The sequence below is a fragment of the Stenotrophomonas sp. YJH_SMC_37 genome, assembly GCF_059370035.1.
Window position 1 is genome coordinate 1 of the sequence record NZ_JCAFTG010000012.1, and the last position, 19,745, is coordinate 19,745.

Annotated in this window: 17 protein-coding genes; 7 read left to right on the forward strand and 10 right to left on the reverse strand. The window is 67.9% G+C overall.

The window, feature by feature from the left end; genetic code table 11:
• Window positions 1-209: 209 nt before the first annotated feature.
• Window positions 210-464, reverse strand: coding sequence for a hypothetical protein (locus AC5P8J_RS16030; RefSeq protein WP_134735937.1), 255 nt, complete (start codon window positions 462-464; stop codon window positions 210-212).
• Here AC5P8J_RS16030 and AC5P8J_RS16035 point away from each other — a divergent pair.
• Window positions 457-1,644 (forward strand): benzoate/H(+) symporter BenE family transporter, encoded by a 1,188-nt coding sequence (locus AC5P8J_RS16035; RefSeq protein WP_227854407.1) that lies wholly within the window; start codon window positions 457-459, stop codon window positions 1,642-1,644. The two genes, AC5P8J_RS16030 and AC5P8J_RS16035, sit on opposite strands and share 8 nt — an antisense overlap.
• A 6-nt stretch (window positions 1,645-1,650) precedes the next feature.
• Here AC5P8J_RS16035 and AC5P8J_RS16040 read toward each other — a convergent pair whose 3' ends face one another.
• The 4 genes from AC5P8J_RS16040 to egtB all read right to left on the reverse strand — a co-directional run bounded on the left by AC5P8J_RS16040 (window position 1,651) and on the right by egtB (window position 6,958).
• A complete protein-coding gene (locus AC5P8J_RS16040) occupies window positions 1,651-2,424 on the reverse strand; it encodes a DUF2628 domain-containing protein (protein ID WP_021202050.1) in 774 nt (257 codons plus the stop codon).
• 26 nt (window positions 2,425-2,450) lie between these two features.
• Window positions 2,451-4,637 carry a lytic murein transglycosylase gene (locus AC5P8J_RS16045; RefSeq protein WP_227852623.1) on the reverse strand — a complete coding sequence of 729 codons (2,187 nt, stop codon included), beginning with the start codon at window positions 4,635-4,637 and terminating at the stop codon, window positions 2,451-2,453.
• A gap of 78 nt (window positions 4,638-4,715) precedes the next feature.
• Window positions 4,716-5,690, reverse strand: coding sequence for an L-histidine N(alpha)-methyltransferase (egtD, locus tag AC5P8J_RS16050; RefSeq protein ID WP_049412901.1), 975 nt, complete (start codon window positions 5,688-5,690; stop codon window positions 4,716-4,718).
• Window positions 5,687-6,958 (reverse strand): ergothioneine biosynthesis protein EgtB, encoded by a 1,272-nt coding sequence (egtB, locus tag AC5P8J_RS16055; RefSeq protein WP_227854406.1) that lies wholly within the window; start codon window positions 6,956-6,958, stop codon window positions 5,687-5,689. The genes egtD and egtB overlap by 4 nt, the downstream gene beginning before the upstream one ends.
• A 150-nt stretch (window positions 6,959-7,108) precedes the next feature.
• Here egtB and AC5P8J_RS16060 point away from each other — a divergent pair, with 150 nt between their 5' ends.
• Complete coding sequence (locus AC5P8J_RS16060) at window positions 7,109-8,392, forward strand: GGDEF domain-containing protein (protein ID WP_227854405.1); 1,284 nt, start codon at window positions 7,109-7,111, stop codon at window positions 8,390-8,392.
• Here AC5P8J_RS16060 and AC5P8J_RS16065 read toward each other — a convergent pair.
• On the reverse strand, window positions 8,374-8,766 hold the full coding sequence (locus AC5P8J_RS16065) for a YchJ family protein (protein WP_026346891.1): 393 nt from the start codon (window positions 8,764-8,766) through the stop codon (window positions 8,374-8,376). The genes AC5P8J_RS16060 and AC5P8J_RS16065 overlap by 19 nt on opposite strands.
• 81 nt (window positions 8,767-8,847) lie before the next feature.
• On the opposite strand from AC5P8J_RS16065, the gene AC5P8J_RS16070 reads away from it, so the two are divergent.
• Complete coding sequence (locus AC5P8J_RS16070) at window positions 8,848-9,627, forward strand: sulfite exporter TauE/SafE family protein (protein WP_019658763.1); 780 nt, start codon at window positions 8,848-8,850, stop codon at window positions 9,625-9,627.
• 105 nt (window positions 9,628-9,732) lie between these two features.
• Here AC5P8J_RS16070 and AC5P8J_RS16075 read toward each other — a convergent pair whose 3' ends face one another.
• The 4 genes from AC5P8J_RS16075 to folE form a co-directional block, all read right to left on the reverse strand.
• Window positions 9,733-13,113: an ATP-binding protein gene (locus AC5P8J_RS16075; protein ID WP_134732511.1), complete on the reverse strand. Its 3,381-nt coding sequence runs from the start codon at window positions 13,111-13,113 to the stop codon at window positions 9,733-9,735.
• Between the two features lie 16 nt (window positions 13,114-13,129).
• Window positions 13,130-13,831 carry a DUF4194 domain-containing protein gene (locus AC5P8J_RS16080; RefSeq protein WP_019658765.1) on the reverse strand — a complete coding sequence of 234 codons (702 nt, stop codon included), beginning with the start codon at window positions 13,829-13,831 and terminating at the stop codon, window positions 13,130-13,132.
• Complete coding sequence (locus AC5P8J_RS16085; RefSeq protein ID WP_019658766.1) at window positions 13,818-15,287, reverse strand: DUF3375 domain-containing protein; 1,470 nt, start codon at window positions 15,285-15,287, stop codon at window positions 13,818-13,820. The genes AC5P8J_RS16080 and AC5P8J_RS16085 overlap by 14 nt, the downstream gene beginning before the upstream one ends.
• 112 nt (window positions 15,288-15,399) lie before the next feature.
• Complete coding sequence (gene folE / locus AC5P8J_RS16090; protein WP_004141296.1) at window positions 15,400-16,011, reverse strand: GTP cyclohydrolase I FolE; 612 nt, start codon at window positions 16,009-16,011, stop codon at window positions 15,400-15,402.
• Window positions 16,012-16,597: 586 nt separating this feature from the next.
• Between folE and AC5P8J_RS16095 the strand changes: the two genes are divergently transcribed.
• From AC5P8J_RS16095 to AC5P8J_RS16110, 4 genes are all read left to right on the forward strand, one after another.
• Complete coding sequence (locus AC5P8J_RS16095; RefSeq protein WP_012481667.1) at window positions 16,598-17,053, forward strand: MarR family winged helix-turn-helix transcriptional regulator; 456 nt, start codon at window positions 16,598-16,600, stop codon at window positions 17,051-17,053.
• A gap of 108 nt (window positions 17,054-17,161) precedes the next feature.
• The gene (locus AC5P8J_RS16100; protein WP_010487502.1) at window positions 17,162-17,371 is read left to right on the forward strand and encodes a DUF1656 domain-containing protein; all 210 of its coding nucleotides are present in this window, start codon (window positions 17,162-17,164) and stop codon (window positions 17,369-17,371) included.
• A complete protein-coding gene (locus AC5P8J_RS16105) occupies window positions 17,368-18,285 on the forward strand; it encodes an efflux RND transporter periplasmic adaptor subunit (protein WP_180833052.1) in 918 nt (305 codons plus the stop codon). Before AC5P8J_RS16100 ends, AC5P8J_RS16105 begins: the two co-directional genes overlap by 4 nt.
• Window positions 18,282-19,742: an efflux transporter outer membrane subunit gene (locus tag AC5P8J_RS16110; protein ID WP_111099331.1), complete on the forward strand. Its 1,461-nt coding sequence runs from the start codon at window positions 18,282-18,284 to the stop codon at window positions 19,740-19,742. The genes AC5P8J_RS16105 and AC5P8J_RS16110 overlap by 4 nt, the downstream gene beginning before the upstream one ends.
• Window positions 19,743-19,745 lie beyond the last annotated feature (3 nt).

Here is a 19,745-nt window from a genome sequence, read left to right on the forward strand (position 1 = left end):
GCGCCGTTCCCGTGTGCTGCGAAGTTTCCTTCGTAGCGAGCCGCCCATTATAGCCGGCTTTTCCGCTTCGTCAACACCTTTTTTCAAGGCCGTCTCACCGGAGTGGACGTTGTTGCCGATGCTGCTTCGTCGTTGGACCCGTGGGCCTTTCGTCGTTGCGAGCCGGCTATTATGCCGGACTTTTCGAGTCCGTCAACACCTTCGTTCGATCAACTCGTTCGCCGGTGATGGCGTTGCTGATCGCGTGCCGTTTCCGAGGAAGCGATGCGTTGCAGCAAGGGGGCGAATTCTAGAGATCCTGCAGATTCCGTCAAGGCTTTTTTTTCATGGTGATGACAGAAGCGCCGCGACTTCAGGCATGACGTACGCTCGAAGATCACTGCGGCGTTGCCCGCGCGTTGCGCGGTCAACGCCGCAACGGCTATCAATGCACGAATGCAACAAGGAGAGACGGCAATGAACATGCAGGTGCGGCAAGCATGGTGGCGCGACCTTTCAGTGCCGGCCGTGGTCGCCGGCTTCATCACCGTGCTGGTCGGCTTCGCCAGTTCCGCAGTGATCGTGTTCCAGGCCGCACAGGCTGTCGGTGCCGACCAGGCACAGATCGCCTCATGGATGTGGGCACTGGGACTGGGCATGGGTGTCACCTGCATCGGGCTGTCGCTGCGCTATCGCGTGCCGGTGGTGACCGCATGGTCGACACCGGGCGCGGCGATGCTGGTGGTCGGTGCTGGTGGCGACTCGCTCGCTGAAGCCACCGGCGCATTCCTGCTCGCTGCGGTGCTTGGCATGCTGGCAGGCTTCTCCGGGGTGTTCGCACGATTGATGCAGCGGGTGCCGATGGCGCTGGCCGCCGGCATGCTGGCCGGCGTGCTGCTGCGCTTCGGTCTGGACGTGTTCGTGGCCATGAATTCCCAACTGGCACTGGCAGTGGCAATGTTCGCCACCTGGCTGGCGGGACGCCGCTTGTTCCCGCGCTATGCGGTCATCACCACACTGCTGGTCGGCATCGCGGTCGCAGCCAGCCGTGACCTGCTGCACGCACAGCAGGTGCAGCTGCAGCTGGCGGTGCCGCAATGGGTGACCCCGTCCCTGTCCTGGACTGCGGTAGCCGGCATCGCCCTGCCCCTGTTCGTGGTCACCATGGCCTCGCAGAACATCCCCGGTGTGGCAGTGATGCGTGCCTCCGGCTATGACGCGCCGGTGTCGCCGCTGATCGGCTGGATCGGCGTGGTCAATACATTGCTGGCGCCGTTCGGTGCCTACGCACTGAACCTGGCCGCGATCACGGCCGCGATCTGCATGGGCCGTGATGCGCACGAGGATCCGGCACGGCGCTACACCGCCGCCATGGCCGCTGGGGCTTTCTATATTGTCATCGGGCTGTTCGGTGCCACCGTGGCCGCCCTGTTCGCGGCTTTCCCAAAGGAGCTGGTGGCCTGCGTGGCCGGTATCGCGTTGTTCGGCACCATCGCCAACAGCCTGGCCAGTGCGCTGGCAGTAGAGCAGGACCGCGAGGCGGCACTGGTCACCTTCCTGGTCACCGCCTCCGGCGTCTCACTGGCCGGCATCGGTTCGGCGTTCTGGGGCCTGGTGGCCGGTGCGCTGTGCCTGCTGGTGCTGCGGCCGCGTCAGGGCCGCTGACCTGTCCTACCCCGCCAGTGCGGCGCCGACGGTGCTCAACACCACCGAGATGACGATGGCGGCCAGTGTGGCGACCACGCTGGTGCCGCCGCGTGCGGTCAGCTCGCTGCGCAGCCGTGCGTCATCGCCGCCGCTGACGGCACGGGCTTGGGCGATCAGGCGTTGGCAGTGTGCCAGGTACCAGGTGTTGCCAAAGGTGCCGGTGGTGACGCTGAGCGCGATGGTGATGACCAGCGACACGCCTTCGGGCACATCCAGCAAGGTCTCCACCACGCTGATCAGCAGCAGCAGGCCGACCCACATTGCCGCCAGGCGGTACATCCTGCGGTACATCATCCAGATCGGGCCGAGCAGGAAGGCCGGCCAGTGCCAGGTTCCACTGGCGGTGGCAATGCCCTGATCCAGTCGCCAGCGCTGGCGATAGATCGGGAAGTTGCCGCCGACCACGCTGGCGTACAAGGCCATCTCGCCCTCCAGCCCCGCGGCGGCAGCCGTATCCGGTGCAGCGGCGGGGGCTCGATACGGATCGGACGGATCGCCGACACTTGGCGCAACGACCTCAACCGGTGGGGCTGTGTCGATATCCGGAGCCGGCGCCATCTCGATGGGCGTTGAATCCTGTTCCAGCTCCGCCAAGGGGCGCCACGCGGGCATGCCTTCGCGCCACAGCAGCGTGCGTGCCGTCACCGTGCCGTCCTGCTGCAGGCGACGCAGGGCGGCCAGGTCCACCGGTCCTTCGCTCTGCCTGCTGTTGGCGTACCACCACTGTGCGTCCTGCATGAAAACATCCTTGCTGCGTTGATTCGTTACCGGGTTACCGGTGTCCACGGTGCCGCGGACAATGTCTGTGACAGCACATGGCTGCCACCCGGCGGCAGGGTCACCACGTCGGGTCCGGCGTTGGCCGCTTCCAGGCAGACGTAGTCGCGCCAGCCCTCACCCACATCTGCCATCTTCGCTGCAGCCTCGGCACCGGGATTCCACGCCACCAGCGAGCGGCTTCCTTCCGTACGGATGTCGATGCGGCGTTTCAGCACCGGATCACGCAGGACATAGTGACCCTTGGCCTGCGTGTAGATGCGGTCGCTGCGCCCGGGATCACGGGGATCGCGCAACGTCCAGGCGCCCTGCTGCCGACGCGGCGTCGCATAGTTCTCGAACTTGTCCAGATAGTCCAGTCCGTCCACGCCGTCCACATCCACCGCGCTGGCATCACCCACGCGGAAATAGTTGTGCAGCGCCTGGGTGATGCTGGCAGGGGAACTGCCGACGTTCTCGGTGATCAGTCGCTGGGTCAACTGGCGGCCTACGCGCACAGTCATCCTCAATCGCAGGTCCAGGCTCTGCAGCACCGGGGGTGCCAGCGTGAGCTCGATGCTGCCGTCGTCCAGGCGACGGGCCTGTTGCAGTTCCCACGGCACGGTACGGACGAAACCGTGGGCGGGCACGTCGTTGCCCTGGCCTTGGCGGCCGAAGTACGGCCAGCAGACGGGGCTGCCTCCGCGGATCGGCGTGGGCAGTTCGGCGCGCCGGGGGGACAGCCACATCAGATCCGGCTGGCCCTTGGGCACGAAGGAAAGCAGCTGGCCGCCAAACACACTGATGGCCGCGCTGGCGTCGCCGGTTTCCACCAGCCAGGCATCGAGCCCCTGGTACTGCCCGCTGCGTACACCCTGGATCTGCTGCACGTGGGATCGACTCCGTATGGCCGGCGATTGCACGGCACTGTAGTTGCTGGGAAGCATGAAACGCGTGGGCACCGGTGCAGTGCGCGGCGCGTTCTGCAGAGTGCGAAGGATACGCTGTCCCGCGCGCCCATCTGCGTTGGCCCAGCCCAGGCGCTGCTGCTCGACCTGGATGGCGCGACGCGTGGCCGTACCGATCATGCCGTCGGCGCTTCCGATGTCGTGGCCGCGGGCCAGCAGCAGGGTCTGCAGCTGGCGGCGCTCATCGCGGCCGATACCGGGATCATCGGTCGGCCAGGCCGTGGCCAGGCCCGTGCCGCCACGCAGCTGGTCGGCCAGCGTGGCGATCGCCAGCGCGTAGCTTTCGGCAGCGTTGTAGCTGTAGATCGCGTCGTAGTTGCGGAACACCAGCAACGCCGGGCCCTTGCCGCCCGCCGGCAGCAGCAGGGCCGCGCGCGCGTCGGCAGGCAGGTTGGCCGGGGCCAACGCGCTGCCATCCAATGCGGTCACACCTTGCGCACGCCAGTCGGCCAGCGCCCGACGCTGGGTGCGCCCGGCCTGGCTGGCGTCGAAACCGGGCGGGATACGCACTTCCATGCCCCACGGCTCTCCGCTGCGCCAGCCGGCGCGCTTGAGGTAATTGGCGGTGGAGGCCAGCGCATCGGGAATGCTGCCGACCAGATCGCGGCGGCCATCGCCATCACCGTCCACGGCGATGCGTGCATAGGTGCTGGGCATGAACTGCGTATGCCCGAAGGCGCCGGCCCAGGAACCGGTGAGCCCCTGTGCCTGCAGGTCGCCGCGGTCGATCAACTTGAGCAGGGCCAGCAGCTCACCACGGAAGAAGGGCTGGCGGCGGCCGGCACAGGACAGCGTGGCCAGCGACTGCAGCAGCGGGCGCTTGCCGAACACACGGCCGTAGTCGCTCTCCACGCCCCAGACCGCGACGATGGTGGCCGGATCGACGCCGTACTGGGCCGACACCCGATCAAGCAGGGCCCGATGCTGCTGCAGCAGGACGCGCCCATCGTCCACGCGCTGGCGATCGACCAGCGCGGCCAGGTAGTCCCAGATCGGCGTGGTGAATTCCGGCTGCGCGTCGAGCAGGCCGAGCACGCTGGGATCGGGGGTGAGCCCGGCGATAATCCCATTGAAGCGGTCGGCACTGATGCCCTGGCTGGCGGCTGTCGATTGCAGGACGGCCAGGCAGCGGCTGAAAGCGGCATCGCTGCTGGCCGCAGGCGCTGCTGTCGAAGCGGGTGCCGCGGCGAGCACGGCCGCCAGGCCGAGCGTGGTCAGAATGGGCATGGCGTCCTCCGTGTTGCCGTTGCAGGGCCATCTTAGGCGCAGCGTAGGCGAACCTGAAGCAGCGCGGGCTGGCGGCGGCTAAAGGGCGCGAAGCAGGCGCAGGCCATAGGCCGGGCTTTCAGCATCCCAGCGCCGCACGACCTGCAGGCCCGCTGGCAGCAGCAACGCTTCGAAGCTGTCGTCGGTGTACTTGTGGCTGTATTCGACGCGGATCGGCTCGTCGGCCTGGAAGTGGAAGGTGCGGCCATCCAGACGGACGTCCTGTGCGCGCTGGCTGACCAGATCGGTTTCGATGCGCAGCCGCGCGATGCTGTAGCGGGCGCGGTGGCGGAAGCCGTCCAGATCGAAGTCGCTGCCGATCTCGCGGTTCAGGCGCGCCAGCAGGTTGAGGGTGAATGCAGCAGTGATGCCCTGCACATCGTTGTAGGCGGCTTCGATCAATGCCGGGTCCTTGTGCAGATCGATGCCGACCAGGGCCAGGCCATCGCGGCCCATGGTCTGGCGCATCGCGCGCAGCAGTGCGACGGCATCCTCTTCGACGAAATTGCCCAACGTGGAGCCCGGGAAGAACAACAGGCGCCGCGCAGGCTCGCGTTCCGGTGCCGGGACGGCGACCGCGCGGGTGAAGTCGGCACAGACCGGCAGCATCTCGACGTCCGGCAGCGCCGGGGCCAGATGGTCGATGCTGGACAGCAGCGCGGCGCGCGAGATCTCGATGGGGGTGTAGGCCACGGGGTCCTGCAGTGCCGCCAGCAGCAGCGCGGTCTTGCGGCCACTGCCGCTGCCCAGCTCCACCACATGAACATGAGGACCGACGCTGCGGGCGATGTCCGGCAGCACCCGCGCCAGCAGCGCCAGCTCGGTACGCGTGGGGTAGTACTCGCAGGTCTGCGTGATCTGCTCGAACAGGCGTGAGCCGCGTGCATCGTAGAAATACTTGGATGGCAGCTGGCGCGGTGTGCGCGACAACCCGGCCACCACGTCGGTGAGGATCTGCTGGCGGCCGGGGGTGAGGTCGGTCAACGCCTGCAGCGCGTCGTGCACGGTGCTCATGTGAGGTCCCTGGCCAGGCGCAGTCCGGAGAACTGCCAGCGCGCCGGCGGCATGAAGAAATTGCGATAGCTGGCGCGCACATGGCCCCGTGGCGTGACGCAGCTGCCGCCGCGCAGCACCCATTGGCCGCACATGAACTTGCCGTTGTACTCACCGAGGTTGCCCGCGAAAGGGCGGTAGCCGGGATAGGCGCCATACGCGCTGTGAGTCCACTCCCAGACATCACCGAACAGCTGGCGCAGGCCGCTGCCCTGCCCCGCCTGCGGGTGCAGGTGATCGTCATCCGCAAAGTGGCCCCGCACCGCCTGAGACGCGGCCGCGGCCTCCCACTCGAACTCGCTGGGCAGGCGTGCCCCGGCCCAGCGGGCACAGGCATCGGCCTCGAAGTAGCTGAGATGGCAGACCGGCGCGTGCGGATCCAGCTCGCGCCAACCGCCCAGGGTGTATTCGCGCTGCAGGGTGTCATCCCAGTACAGCGGGTGCTGCCAGTCCTCGGCTTCACGCAACGCCCAGCCTTCACTGAGCCACCAGCGCGGTTCGCGGTAGCCGCCGGCATCGATGAAAGCACGGTACTCGGCATTGCTGACGGGACGTTCGGCCAGAGCATGTGCCGGCAGCAGCACGCGGTGCGGCGGCGATTCGTTGTCGTAGGCAAACGCAGCGTGCTGCGGCCAGGCTGCAGCGCCGACGGTAACGATGCGCTCGGGTGATTCGATCCAGCCCTGTGCACTGGCAGCGCCAGGGGGGGGGGGCAGGTCCTCGCGGTAGGCCGGCTGCAGCGGATTGCACCAGAACGCGTGCTTGATGTCGGTCAACAACAACTCCTGATGCTGTTGTTCGTGCTGCAGGCCCAGCTGCAGGTTGTGCAGCGCGTGTGGGTCCAGGTCACCTGCCGATAGCCGCGACTGCACCTGTGCATCGACCTGCTGGCGATAGTCATTCACCTGCTGCAGCGAGGGCCGTGAGAGGAGGCCGCGCTGCGGCCGGGCATGGGCGGGGCCGATACTCTTGTAGTAGCTGTTGAACAAGTAGTCCCATGCAGGGTCATGTGCAGGCGCAGCCGGGAAGCCGGCCAGCACGAAGCGTTCGAAGAACCAGGTGGTGTGGGCCAGGTGCCACTTGCTGGGGCTGGCATCGGCCATGCTCTGCAGCATGGCGTCCTCGGCGCTGAGCGGGCCGGCCAGTTGCATGCTGCGCGCACGCACGCGTGCGAACTGGTGGGCGAGATCGTGCTGCGGGGCAGCGACGGCGGCGGGTACGCTGTCCATGCCGACAGCATCGGTGCCGGCGGGTGAGTGCGATGTCATGGTCCGGCGTCACTTCGTTCACATGGATGGGCCTGCCGCATTCAAGAAGCCGCCCCGAACGCCGCTAACGGCAATGCTGCGGCCGCGTCGTCACCGCGCTGGAATTCCTGATTGCCCCTGCATCCGCTCCGCCAGCCTGCGCACTACCTGTTCGTGCTGCCCGCCGTGCTGGTTGCCGTGGTGCTGTGGGCGGCGTTGGGCAACGAAGACGGGGCCAGTCCGGCCCAACGCGTTCTGCCCTGGCTGCTGGCCTGCCTCGGTGCCGGCCTGGCCCTTCTCTACCACCAGGTGCGTGCGCTCTGCCTGCTGTTGGTGGTGGCAGTCATGTTCGCGCTGCTGCACCAGGATGTCGGCGGCTACCTGCGCAGCGGCCATGTCAGCGCGCTGACACCGCTGCGCTTCCATGCCATCTCGGCGTGGCTGCCGTTGCTGTTCGCCGGCCTGTCGTTGTGGCCGGAGCGTGGGCGGCGCAGGCACGACCTGCTGTTGCGCTCCGTCGCCAGCAGTACGGCATTGCTGATCTTCCTGCTGCTGGCCGCGCAGCAGCCGCGCGGCATGCATGATCTGCTGTCGAACCGTCATTGGGCGTGGATCCCGGCCGACTGGAACGCGCTGGCGCAGCTGCCGGCGCTGCTGTTCCTCCTGGCCACGGCGGCGCTGGGTTGGCAGGCATGGCGGCATCCGCGGCCGCTGCACACGGCTATGCTGCTGGCGCTGCTGTGCCTGTGGTGGATGCTGCCGAGGGTCTTCCTGCAGCCGGTGCTGCTGCCTGCGCTGGCCAGTGCGGCCCTGCTGCTGATGCTGGGCGCGATGCTGCAGGAGTCGTTCCACATGGCGTTCAGCGACGAACTGACCGGCTTGCCGGGGCGCCGCGCCTTCAATGAGACCCTGCAACGGGCGCGCGGCACCTACAGCATCGCGATGGTGGACGTGGACCACTTCAAATCGTTCAACGACACCCACGGCCACGACACCGGCGACGACGTGCTGCGCCTGGTGGCCTCGCGGCTGGCGCGGGTCGGTGATGGTGGACGTGCGTTCCGCTACGGCGGCGAGGAGTTCGCGGTGGTGTTCCTGGGCCAGCCGGCCGACGCCTGCATGGATGCCGTGGAAGCCTTGCGGCAGAGCATCGAGGACACCCGCATGCAGCTGCGCGACCGCAGCACCCGCAGCCGCGACGATGACGCCGGGCGTCAGCAACGCGGGCGCGGCGGCAGCGGCCCGGTGGTGCAGGTGACGGTGAGCATCGGCCTGGCCGACAGCCTTGTGGACCCGCTCCCGGCAGCGGTGGTCAAGGCCGCCGACCGGGCGCTGTACGCAGCCAAGGACGGCGGCCGCAACCAGATCCGGGCGAACGCCGGACAGCGGGCTGAGGCTCAGACTGCGTCGAGGTAGTACCAGCGACCGTCGATGCGCAGGAAGCGGCTGTGTTCGGTCATCTTCACCGCGCTGCCGCCGCCTACCCGGTAGCGGGCGGTGAACCTCACCTCGGCGCTGTCAGCGCCGGTGACGGTGTGCTCATGGACGGTCAGGCCCAGCCAGTGCGTACGCTGCCCGGGCGCGTCATCCAGCGACAACTCGACCGGACGCGTGTCCGGATGCCAGCTCTGGCGCAGGTAGCCTGCCAGGCCCCGCACGTACGCGCTGTAGCGCGAACGCATGAGGCGTTCGGCGTCGGGGACGGTGTCGCCGGCATGGAAACGGCCACAGCAGGCGGCGTACTCCGCGGGTAGCCCGCAGGGACAGGGATCGGCAGGTTTTCGGCTCATGCGCGCATTGTCGCGCGGAGCGCCGCCAGCATCCATCGGCGAAGGGCGTATGCTGTCGCGCCCCCACCTTGATTGATCGCCGTGCTGGAACTGGTTCCCCCCGAGTTGTGGTGGCTGGTGGTGATCGCCTTCATCGCCGGTCTTGTGGATGCCGCCGTCGGTGGCGGTGGCCTGGTGCAGCTGCCGGGACTGTTCACGGTGCTGCCGCAGCAGACACCGGCGATGCTGTTCGGCACCAACAAGTTCAGTTCGATGTTCGGTACCGGTGCGGCTGCCTGGCGTTACGCGCGCAACGTGCGTTTCCCGTGGAAGCCGGTACTGTTCGCGGCCGGTACCGCCTTCATCTTCTCCTTCGCCGGGGCCACTGCGGTAAGCCTGCTGCCCAAGGACGCGGTGCGCCCGCTGGTGCTGGTCCTGCTGATCGCGATGCTGGCCTACACGCTGTGGAAGAAGGACTTCGGCGCGTTGCACCGGCCACAGGAGATCGGCCGCCGCGAGCTGGTGATCGCACTGGCGATCGGTGCGGCGATCGGCTTCTACGATGGATTCTTCGGGCCGGGTACCGGCAGCTTCCTGATCTTCCTGTTCGTACGCTTCTTCGGGCTGGATTTCCTGCGCGCGTCAGCGGCATCGAAGGTCGTGAACCTGGCGACCAACGTGGCAGCGATCTCGTTCTTCGTACCAACCGGCAACATCCTGTGGCTGTTCGCGCTGCCGATGGCCGCAGCCAACATCATCGGTTCGGTGGTGGGCACGCGCCTGGCGTTGAAGGGCGGCACGCCGTTCATCCGCAAGCTGTTCGTGGGGCTGGTGGTGGTGCTGATCGCGCGGATGGCGTGGGACACGTTCCGCGGTTCGTGAGGAACGTTATGAAATGGTAGGTGCCAACCTTGGTTGGCACGTTGTTTCAGGTCGCGAAGAGCAGCCGAGCATGGCTCGGCTCTACAGGTAGATGGACCGAGGCGCTCAGGCCTCGGCTTCTTCCGGTTCGTTGGCCTGCTGGCGACTGCGCTCGGGCAGCTTCAGGCGCTTGCCTTCTTCGTCGTACTCGATCAGCAACACCCCGGAGTCGTGTCGGCCGCTGATTTCGACGAAGCAGGCGCCGCCGATGAACGGTTCAAGCGTCATCACCGACTTCAGCGGGGTGGCGACCACCATCTGGAAGCCGAAGTTGTCGAAGATGTTCATCGCCAGCGCGGTGAACTCGTTGTCGGCCTTGTCGAAGGCCTCGTCGAGCACGACCGCCGCGTAGCTGGGCAGCTGGCTGTCGGCGCCGCCGAGCTGGTAGCGCAGCGCTGCCGCCAGGCAGGTGGTGGCCAGTTTCTGGCGCTGGCCACCGGACTTGCCCGCGCCACTACGGTAGATCTCGACCTGCTGGCGCGTTTCCGCATCCAGCTCGACGCCGATGAACTCCACGTGCATGCGCACGTCCAGCACCAGCTCGCGCCAGCGCTTGTCCTCGCCTTCCTGCGAGCCCAGTCGGTTGACCAGCTGGCGCAGCACGGTGAACTGCGATTCGGCCAGTTCACGCTGCTCGGTCTGTTGCTGCGACAGCACCTCGCGCAGCTGCAGGTGGAACTCGGCGACTTCCGGCAGGCGGCGGTCGCTCAGTTCGATGGTCAGCAGCGTGCCACGGTTGAACGGCACCTGCTCCAGGCTGGCATTCACTTCATCCAGGCGCTGTCCGATCGACTTCCGGGCTTCGGCGCTGTGGCGCTGCAGGGCCAGCAGGTTGTTCTTGCTCTGGTTCTGCAGCAGATCGAAGAAGCGCTCTTCGTGCTGCGGCAGGCCATCGCGTTCCAGGCGTTCGAGGCGGGCGAGGAAGTCCTCGGCCGAGGCCACCGAGACGGTGAAGTCACCCGACTCCTCCGGCCACTGCTGGATGAAGCGGCGGAAGCAGCCGGTCAGCTGGTTCTCGATGCGGTTGAGGTCCTGCTGCGAGGACGACAGCTGCTCGTTCAGCGCGTTGCTGACCTGGCGCATGTGCGCTTCGAGCGTTTCCAGGCTGAGCGGACCCTGCTCCTGCAGGCGCTCGGCAAGCCCGGCCTCCTGCTCCTGGGCCAGGGTCGGCAGCACCAGTGCACGGCTCTGCTGGCGGGCGCGATCGAGACGGTCGCGCTCCTTGACCAGCTGGCCGCGTTCGACGCGAACGTCCTCATAGGTGCGGCGTGCCTGTTCGATATCCGCACGCACGGCGTCGATCTGCTTGGCCAGCCTGGCGAGATCGGCGTTGCCTTCGCGCAGGTCGCGCAGGGTGGCTTCGATATCGCTCAGGCGCTGCTGCGGAGCGGCGATGTCGATCTCGTTCCAGCTGATGCTGACCAGCTCGTGGCAGGCCAGGCGGCGTTCGTTGTCGCGGTCACGTTGCCCGCGCAGGCGCGCGATGTCGGTCTCGCAGCTGGCGATGCGCTTGGCCAGTTCCTGGGCTTCGCGCTCGAAGGCACCGACCTTGTCGTGGTTGTTGAAGCCGAGGATCCAGCGGCGGCGGTCGCCCACTGCACTGCGGTCGTCCTTCTCGAAACGGTCACCTGGATGCTTGACCTGGCCTTCGCGGGTGATGCCGCGGTCGACGTTGCGCAGTTGCTTGGCATCCACGCATTCGTAGTCGAAGCGCTTGCCCAGCTCCCGGCGCAGCCAGCTTTCGAACACATGCTCGCGCAGTTCAAGCTTGTGCAGCAGCGATTTCGCCGAGGGTTCGCGCGCGAACGCATCATCGTTGCGGCGCACGCGGTAGTAGGTGAAGCGCATGCCCAGGTGAGTGCGGTTCACCCACTCGGCAACATCGTTGTAGTGCTTGTCGTCGACCAGCAGCGACAGCGCGAAACCGCCCAGCACGCGCTCGATGGCACCCTGCCAGCCCTGCTCTTCCGCGCGGACCTGGATCAGTTCACCTACGAACGGCAACGCTGCCTCGGCGATGCCGGTCTCTTCGGCCAGGCGCGCACGCAGCTTCTGCATCGGCGCCGGGATGTTGGACGGTGTGCGCTGCATCGCTTCGAGTTCGGCACGGACTTCGCCGAAACGGCGCTCGTCATCGCGCTTGCCACCGAGGCGATCACTGATCGCATCGTCCAGTGCCGAGGAGGCACGCTGGCGATCCTGCAGCTCGTTCTGCGCGCGCTCGACCAGTTCGGCGAAACCGTGCGCGTCGTCCGGCAGTTCGGCCCCCAGCTGCTGTGCCGCCTGGCGTGCCTGCTCGCGCTTGGCCTGGCGCCGGTCGCGCTCAGCTTCGGCACGACCCTGCTCGCGTTCCAGTTCCTCGATGCGCTCACCGCCCTGCTGGCGGCGCTGCAGCTCCAGTTCGGCCAGGCGCTCGGTGTGATTGTCCAGTGCGGCACGGCGCTGGGCTTCTTCGCCAAGCAGGCCGCGGTCACGCACGTCCATCTCGCGCAGGCGCGCCTCGATCAGCGCCTGGCGGCGGCTCTCGCGGAAGCTGTCGACGCCAAGTTTCAAGGCTTCGTCGTCACCGCGCCGGCGGTGCATTTCCTTCAGGTCGTTGTAGTAGGCGCGCGCCGGCAGCAGGGTTTCCACCTGGCGGCGGGCGGTGACCACCGCCTGGTGTGCGCCATCAAGCTCGGCGAAATCGCTGACCAGGCGCTCGGCGGCGTCGAAGGTCTTCGGCGTGTCGAGCATGAAGTCGCGCAGGAAGACGTTGAGGTCTCCCAGGTTCTTCGCCGACTGCGTCTTGTGCAGCAGGCGCAGCGCCATCTCGTTGTCGATGCCGAGCAGGTCGCGGAAGCGCTCGGCGTAGCCGGAGAAGGTGTCGAAGTGGTGCAGGTCGGACAGCTTCTGCTTGAGCTTGCGCAGGTCCAGGTCGAAGCCGCCGAGATCCTTGGCGATGTCGAACGGGCGCTCGGCGATCATGTAGTGCTTGCGCACATCGCCGGCCGAGGTGCCGTTGCCGGAGATCCAGAGCAGGCGCACCAGGCTGACCACGCGGCCATCGCCGGCGCGGTATTCCAGCACCAGTGCGGTCCAGGTGGCGCCTTTGCGCAGGTACTGGGTGGCGATTTCGCCGGTGCCGCTGTCCTGCTGGTCAGCCCACGCGCCACGCACGTAGGACACCAGGTTGCGGTCGCGGCCGCTGCGCTCGGCTTCACGCGCAGCGGCGTTGAAGTCGACGATGGCCGGCGGCGTCAGCAGCGCGGACATGGCATCGAGCAGGGTCGACTTGCCCGAGCCGGAGCGGCCGACAAACAGGAAGCCGCGCTCGGCGATCGGCACTTCGGTCAGGCCGTTGAAGGTGCCCCAGTTGTGCACCTGCAGGCGGCGCATGCGGAACTGCTGCAGGCGCGGGTCCGGCAGGCCTTCGTTGAACAGTGCGGGAGTGTGCTTGGAGATAGCCATGCGATGGTCGGGTCTCTCAGGCCTCGGCGGCCGGGGTTTCGCGCAGCTGGCGGTACACCGCCGAAAGCTGGGACACGTCTTCGGCGGAGAACAGCAGCTTCAGCGCCGGCGAGACTTCGTGGCGGTCATCCTGGCCGCTGAGGCGGGTCAGGATGTGGTTGTCCTTCATCTTCTGCACCGCCGAGGCAACGCGGCGGTTGAAGCCGGCGCGGTCGGTGGACAGGTTCTTTTCATAGATGGCCAGCGCTTCGGCCATCTCGGCGTCGGCGACCACCGCGCGGTTGCCGCGTGCATCGGCCTCGGCCAGCTGCTGGCGCAGGTACAGCAGCAGCACCGAGTCGATGAAGGTCAGCGGCGAGGTGCGCAGCAGCACCGGCGCATCAACGTCTTCGGTATCGGCCTGGCGGGTGAACGCCACGCCGCTGTCGCGGTCGAGCACCAGTTCCAGGAACAGGTCCGCCAGCGATGAGCGGATGGCCGCTTCGCTGCGGATCAGCGCGGGCCACAGCTTGGCGTGGCGCAGCTGGTCGATGCTGGGGCCGATCAGCAGCTGGCACAGCGCGCGGCGCGCATCCAGCGGCAGGCGCCCGGTGTCGCCGAGGTAGTACACGTCGTTGCCACGGCGGGGCTGCGCCATGGTCGCCGCCGGCTCGGCCTCGTAGGCGTCTTCCGCCACGTCGGCCTGCGGTGCTTCGATGGGATCTTCATGCCAGCTCATGGCGTCTCTCCTGGGTGAACCAAACCAGCGGGATGCGGGCGCGGCGGATCTGGCCGTCGCCACCGCGCCATTGCGCAAGCTCCTGCTCGCCGGCGACCACGTTGCCGAAACGCGTGCCCAGCGACAGGTAGCCGATGACGCTGCCGAGGCCCTGCGGCGCTTCGCGCTGCGACAGGGCCTGGGCGATGCTGAGCCGCGGCTGTGCATCGAGCAGGTCGTGCAGGTCGCGGCGCAGGGTGCGGAAGTCGATTTCGGACGAAGCGACCAGATCGCCGACGCTTTCCAGACTGATCGCGGCCGCGTCGTTGTACTCGACGTTGCCATCGACCTGGGCACTGCGCGGATCGTGCAGCTTCCATTGCGACCACGAACGCAGGCGGCTGGTGGTCAGCTGCAGGTCGCGGCCGATGCCGCGTTGTGCGGGGAACTCGTCACGCAGCGCCAGCGCTTCGGACTGCGCCTGCTTGAGCAGCTGGTTGAGGCGGCGCTGCTCCAGATAGCCACGGCTCTGTACGAAGCCGCGCAGGCTGCGCGCGAAGTGCTGCAGCACGTCGTGCACCTGGCCACCGCGCTCGAGCATGGTGCTGGTGAAGCCGCGCAGGAAGTTGCGCTCGTTGCGGTCCAGGCGCCGGGCAAAGCCACGCGCCAGCACCGCTTCCAGCGCGGCATCGAGCTGGGCGCTCTGCTCGGCGTCATTGAGCAAACGCCAGAAGGCCTGGAAGCTGCGCCCTGCATCACTCTCGCCGATCACGTCCACGCCTTCGAACAGCTGCGACAGCACGTCGCCGCGCTCGCCTTCATCGTCGATGATGCGTTCGCGGAACTCGCGGTTGAGCTGCTCGAAGTCATCGCGCACGCGCCGGAAATCCTCGGTCAGCTCGTCGGCCAGGCCGATGATCTGGCGCGCACGTTCCAGAGCGCGCTTGCCATCCAGCGCGGTGACGCGGCCGGCACCGACGCGGGCGATCTCGGCGTCGATGCGGTCGCGCTCGTCGCGCAGCGCCGAGAGGCGGGCATCGGGGTCGGACTCGGTCTGCGCGGCCAGCTGCGAGAGCTGTTCGATGACCAGTGCCAGGCGGCTCTCGGTGGCGGCCACGCGAGCCTGCTCGAGGCCGTCGGCGAAGCGGATCGCCTGTAGCGCTGCGGTCGACAGCTCGTACTGTTCCTGGTCGGCGCCTTCGGGCAGGCGGCGCTCCAACCAGCCTTGGGCCAGCCAGTGCGCGATGTAGGCCTGCGCGGTCCGCGGCAGCTCGCGCGAGAGTTCATCGCCGGCCAGCTGGTCCAGCGCGCGCTGCAGGCGCTCGTTGAGCACCGACGAAGGCAACGTGCGCTCGCCGTCCATCAGCAGGCCCTGCAACAGGCCGATGATTTCCGGGGCATGGTCGGCGGCAAGCAGCTTCCACTGGGGCTGTTCGCGCAGGTGACGGTAACGGGCAATGCGTTCGCGATGCTTCATGCAGCGAAAAGAGTCATGAGGTCTGGTGGGGACAAGCAGCCACCCACGGCGGCTGCGTGGGCAGCCGTGGGCATGCCGGCCACCAGGGGCCGGCGCGGTGCGGGCAAGCGGCTCAGCGCTTGCCGCCCACTTCGATGAAGCGCAGGAACTCGGCGCGGGTGCGCGCGTCGTCGCGGAAGCTGCCCAGCATCTTGGAGGTGACCATGCTGACGCCGCGCTTGTGGATGCCGCGGGTGGTCATGCACTCGTGGGCGCCTTCGACGACCACGCCGACGCCGATCGGCTGCAGCACGTCCTGGATGCACTGGGCGATCTGCGCGGTCATCTTCTCCTGCACCTGGAAACGGCGGGCGTAGGCTTCGACGACGCGGGCCAGCTTGCTGATGCCCACCACCTTGCCGGCCGGCAGGTAGCCGACATGCACGCGGCCGATGATCGGCGCCATGTGGTGTTCGCAGTGGCTTTCGTACTCGATGTCACGCAGGACGATCAGTTCGTCGTAGCCGGCCACTTCCTCGAAGGTCCGCTCCATGTAGGCGCGCGGGTCGTCGCGGTAACCGCTGAACCAGTCGCCATAGGCTTCGGCGACACGGCGGGGGGTATCCAGCAGGCCTTCACGGGACGGGTCCTCACCGGCCCAGCGCAGCAGGGTGCGCACGGCATCCTCGGCCTGGTCCTGGGTCACGTCGCCCTGCGGGGCGGCCTTTTCGTTGTTCTTGCTCATTGCGTACAGCGTCCCGAACGGGGGGCGAGCATCGTACCCGACCGGGGGGTGGGTCGTCCTGTGGGGACGGTTCATCGGGGGTGACGCGCGGCGCCGGACTGCTATCGGTTTGGAGCGGGAAGGGCGGCAGGGCAGGACACGCCGTAAACCCGTCCCTGGGGGCTCGGTCGGCGCATCCATGCGCCTCACGGTCCTGCCCTGCCGCCCTTCCCGCTCCCTGACGGTTTCCTGCGGGCGCGGCCGGACCGCCCGAAAGCGGGGTCAAAAGCGGGGGTTCATGGCTTCGGAAGCGGTGTGCCGCCCTGGTGGGTGCGGACCTTGGTCCGCACTGCTTTTGCCCTTAGAGCCAACCCACCGCGCTCACGGGATGTGGGGTGGGTGGCGGAGGACCGGGCGGGGCAGGGCCGTGAGGCGCATGGATGCGCCGATCGAGCTTACATGGACGTACTTGCAGCGTGCCCTGCCCCGTCCGGCCCTCCGCCACCCCAACCGATAACCAGCAGGCGCAACGCTTTCCTCAATACACCCCGCCCATTCAGAAAAACCCATTGATAGGAATGAAATTAGTAGTATCCTATCTATCTTTATGGACCGACCTCTCGACGAGCGCACCGTGCTGCAGATGCAGCTCAGCTCCGGCCTGCTGTACGCAGGGCGGCAGTGGCAGCGCCTGGCCGACAGTCGGCTCGGCAGCTACGGCATCTCCACCGCCTGCACCATGCCCCTGCTGATGATCGGCCGCTCCGGCGGTGGCATCCGCCAGGTGGCGCTGGCCCAGCAGCTGGGCATGGAGGGTCCTTCCCTGGTGCGCCTGCTGGACAAGCTGTGCGCCAGCGACCTGGTCCGCCGCGAGAGCGACGCCAGCGACCGCCGCGCCAACCTGCTGTGGCTGACCGACGCGGGCCATGCGCTGGTCAGCGAGCTGGAAGACCAGTTGATCGGCCTGCGCCAGGACGTGTTCGGCGAGCTTTCCATGGATGAACTGCACGCCGTGCTGAAGGCATGGCGCCTGCTGGCCGAGGCCGCCGACCGCATCACGTAAGAGCGCTGCCCCCGAACACCGCCGCTGCCGTGCACACGCCAGCGGCTTTTGCCCGTTGCCGTTGTTCTGTTGTCCCTCCCCTCCCCCACCTCGCCCCCGCCCCTTCCGATGCCCGGTGAATTCAGTCTCCATGGAGTGTTCGTCCCGACCCTGCTCGGGTTGATGTTGTTGGCCTACCTGGTCAACAGCGGCCTGCACGCGCTGCTGCAGCGTGCCGGCGCCTATCGCCATGTATGGCACCCGGCGCTGTTCAACCTGGCGCTGTACGGGATCGTGCTTGGCCTGCTGTTCCACCTCCTGCGTTGGATGCAATCGTGAACAAGATCGTGAAGAAGACCCTGCCCATACTGCTGACCAGCGCAGCCGTGATCGTCGCCCTGCTGGTGCTGCGCCAGCTGTGGGTCTATTACATGGATGAGCCGTGGACCCGCGACGCCCATGTCGGTGCCGACGTGGTGCAGGTGGCACCGGACGTGTCCGGGCTGGTGGAAACGGTGAACGTGGCCGACAACCAGGCGGTGAAGAAGGGCGACGTGCTGTTCGTGATCGACCGCGCGCGCTACCGCATCGCGCTGGAACAGGCCAAGGCCAGCTTGGCCGAGCGCCAGGCCTCGGTGGCGCAGCTGCGCCGCGAAATCGGCCGTGACCGCAGCCTGCAGGATCTGGTCGCCGCCGAGGACGCCGAAGTGCGCCGCGCCAAGCTGCAGGCTGCACAGGCTGCGCTGGGCACCGCACAGGCGGCGGTCGACCTGGCCGAGCTCAACCTGGGCCGCACCGAGGTGCGCGCACCGGCCGATGGCCGGGTCAACGACCGCACCATGCGCGTGGGCGACTACGTGGTGGCCGGCAAGCCGGTGCTGGCGCTGCTGGACACCGGCTCGTTCCGCATCGACGGCTACTTCGAGGAAACCCGCCTGCGCGGCGTGGCCCCGGGGCAGCGCGTGGACATCCGCCTGATGGGCGAATCGGCGCCGCTGCGCGGCCATGTCGAGAGCATCGCCGCCGGCATCGAGGATCGCTACCGCAGCAATGGCAGCTCTCTGCTGCCGAACGTGACCCCGGCCTTCGACTGGGTGCGTCTGGCCCAGCGCATTCCGGTGCGCATCGCCATCGACGAGGTGCCCAAGGGCGTGGAACTGATTGCCGGCCGCACCGCCACGGTGACCGTGGACACCGGCCGTCACCCGCACAACGACAAGGCCGGCACCGCGCCGACACAGGCGGGCCTGTGAACGCCGCCCTGCCCCGTCTCGGCCTGATCGTCGCGCTGGCCAGCCTGGCCGCGTGCAGGACCGTTGGCCCCGACTATGCACTGCCGGAAGGCTCGGCCTTCAAGCGCCCGGAGGCCAATGCGGCCTTCATCGATACGCAGAACCCGCAGGTGGCCGCCAACCAGGCGCTGCCCGACCGCTGGTGGTCGCTGTACAACGACCCGGTGCTGGATGGCCTGATCACCCAGGCGCTGCGAGACAACGTCGAACTGAAGGCCGCCGATGCGCACCTGCGCCGTGCGGCGGCGGTATACGAACAGGCGCTGGACGCCGGTGGCTTCGAGTACGAAGCCGAGGCCGGGGTCAGCCGCGCGCAGCTGTCGGCCGAATCGTTCCTGCAGGAGCACGAGCTGCCGGTGATCAACCTGGCCGATGGCAAGTTCGCGGTCAGCTACCAGTTCGACCTGTTCGGCAAGCTCAAGCGCGGCGCCGAAGCGGCGCGTGCCGACGAGCAGTCGGTGGCGGCGGCACGCGATCTGGCCCAGGTCAGTGTGGTCGCCCAGGTGGCCGACAGCTACCTGGAAATCTGCCATGCCAACCACGAACTGCACGTGGCCGAGCATTCGCTGCAGCTGCAACAGCGCAGCCGCACCGTTACCGAGCGCCTGATCGCGGCTGGCCGTGGCACGCCGCCGGAGCTGGCCCGCGCCAATGCCCAGGTGGCGCTGCTGGAAGCTGCACTGCCGCCGCTGCATGCGCAGCGCTCGGCGGCCGCCTATTCGCTGGCCGCCCTGCTCGGGCAGACCCCGGGCCAGCTGCCGACTGGCGTGATCGACTGTGCACACGCCCCCGGCCTGGCGCAGCCCCTGCCGGTCGGTGATGGCCGTGCGCTGCTGCAGCGCCGCCCGGACGTGCGCCAGGCCGAACGCAAGCTGGCCTCGGCCACCGCGCGCATTGGCGTGGCCACCGCCGAACTGTATCCGGACATCCGCCTGGGTGCCTCGGTGGGTGCCGCCGGCCTGCTGGAAGACTTCGGCACGCCGATGACCCAGCAATGGTCGATCGGCCCGCTGATTTCGTGGACGTTGCCGTCGTCGGGCACGCACGCGCGCATCCACGCCGCCGAAGCCGGTGCCGACGCGGCGCTGGCCGAGTTCGACCACACGGTCCTGCAGGCGCTGCGCGAGACCCAGACCGCGCTGGACCGCTATGCGCAGGACCTGCGCCGGCTGCAGTCGTTGCGCATCGCGCAGGAGCAGGCCGCGCTGGCTGCCGAGCAGAACCGCCGGCTGTACCAGGGCGGCCGCACGCCGTACCTGTCCAGCCTGGATGCCGACCGCAGCCTGGCCACCAGCGATGCCACGCTGGCGGCCGCCGAAGCGCAGGTCTCGCGCGACCAGATCCATCTGTTCCTGGTGCTGGGCGGTGGCTGGCAGGCAAGCGCCACCGCGCCCAACGCCTCGACCGCAGCGAAGTAAGCC

What these genes read in the sequence shown, in the direction of transcription:
- AC5P8J_RS16035 (WP_227854407.1), top strand. Translation starts at nt 457, where the DNA reads ATGAACATGCAGGTGCGGCAAGCATGGTGGCGCGACCTTTCAGTGCCG.
- AC5P8J_RS16030 (WP_134735937.1), bottom strand. Translation starts at nt 464, where the DNA reads ATGTTCATTGCCGTCTCTCCTTGTTGCATTCGTGCATTGATAGCCGTT.
- AC5P8J_RS16040 (WP_021202050.1), bottom strand. Translation starts at nt 2,424, where the DNA reads ATGCAGGACGCACAGTGGTGGTACGCCAACAGCAGGCAGAGCGAAGGA.
- AC5P8J_RS16045 (WP_227852623.1), bottom strand. Translation starts at nt 4,637, where the DNA reads ATGCCCATTCTGACCACGCTCGGCCTGGCGGCCGTGCTCGCCGCGGCA.
- egtD (WP_049412901.1), bottom strand. Translation starts at nt 5,690, where the DNA reads ATGAGCACCGTGCACGACGCGCTGCAGGCGTTGACCGACCTCACCCCC.
- egtB (WP_227854406.1), bottom strand. Translation starts at nt 6,958, where the DNA reads ATGGACAGCGTACCCGCCGCCGTCGCTGCCCCGCAGCACGATCTCGCC.
- AC5P8J_RS16065 (WP_026346891.1), bottom strand. Translation starts at nt 8,766, where the DNA reads ATGAGCCGAAAACCTGCCGATCCCTGTCCCTGCGGGCTACCCGCGGAG.
- AC5P8J_RS16075 (WP_134732511.1), bottom strand. Translation starts at nt 13,113, where the DNA reads ATGGCTATCTCCAAGCACACTCCCGCACTGTTCAACGAAGGCCTGCCG.
- AC5P8J_RS16080 (WP_019658765.1), bottom strand. Translation starts at nt 13,831, where the DNA reads ATGAGCTGGCATGAAGATCCCATCGAAGCACCGCAGGCCGACGTGGCG.
- AC5P8J_RS16085 (WP_019658766.1), bottom strand. Translation starts at nt 15,287, where the DNA reads ATGAAGCATCGCGAACGCATTGCCCGTTACCGTCACCTGCGCGAACAG.
- folE (WP_004141296.1), bottom strand. Translation starts at nt 16,011, where the DNA reads ATGAGCAAGAACAACGAAAAGGCCGCCCCGCAGGGCGACGTGACCCAG.
- AC5P8J_RS16095 (WP_012481667.1), top strand. Translation starts at nt 16,598, where the DNA reads ATGGACCGACCTCTCGACGAGCGCACCGTGCTGCAGATGCAGCTCAGC.
- AC5P8J_RS16100 (WP_010487502.1), top strand. Translation starts at nt 17,162, where the DNA reads ATGCCCGGTGAATTCAGTCTCCATGGAGTGTTCGTCCCGACCCTGCTC.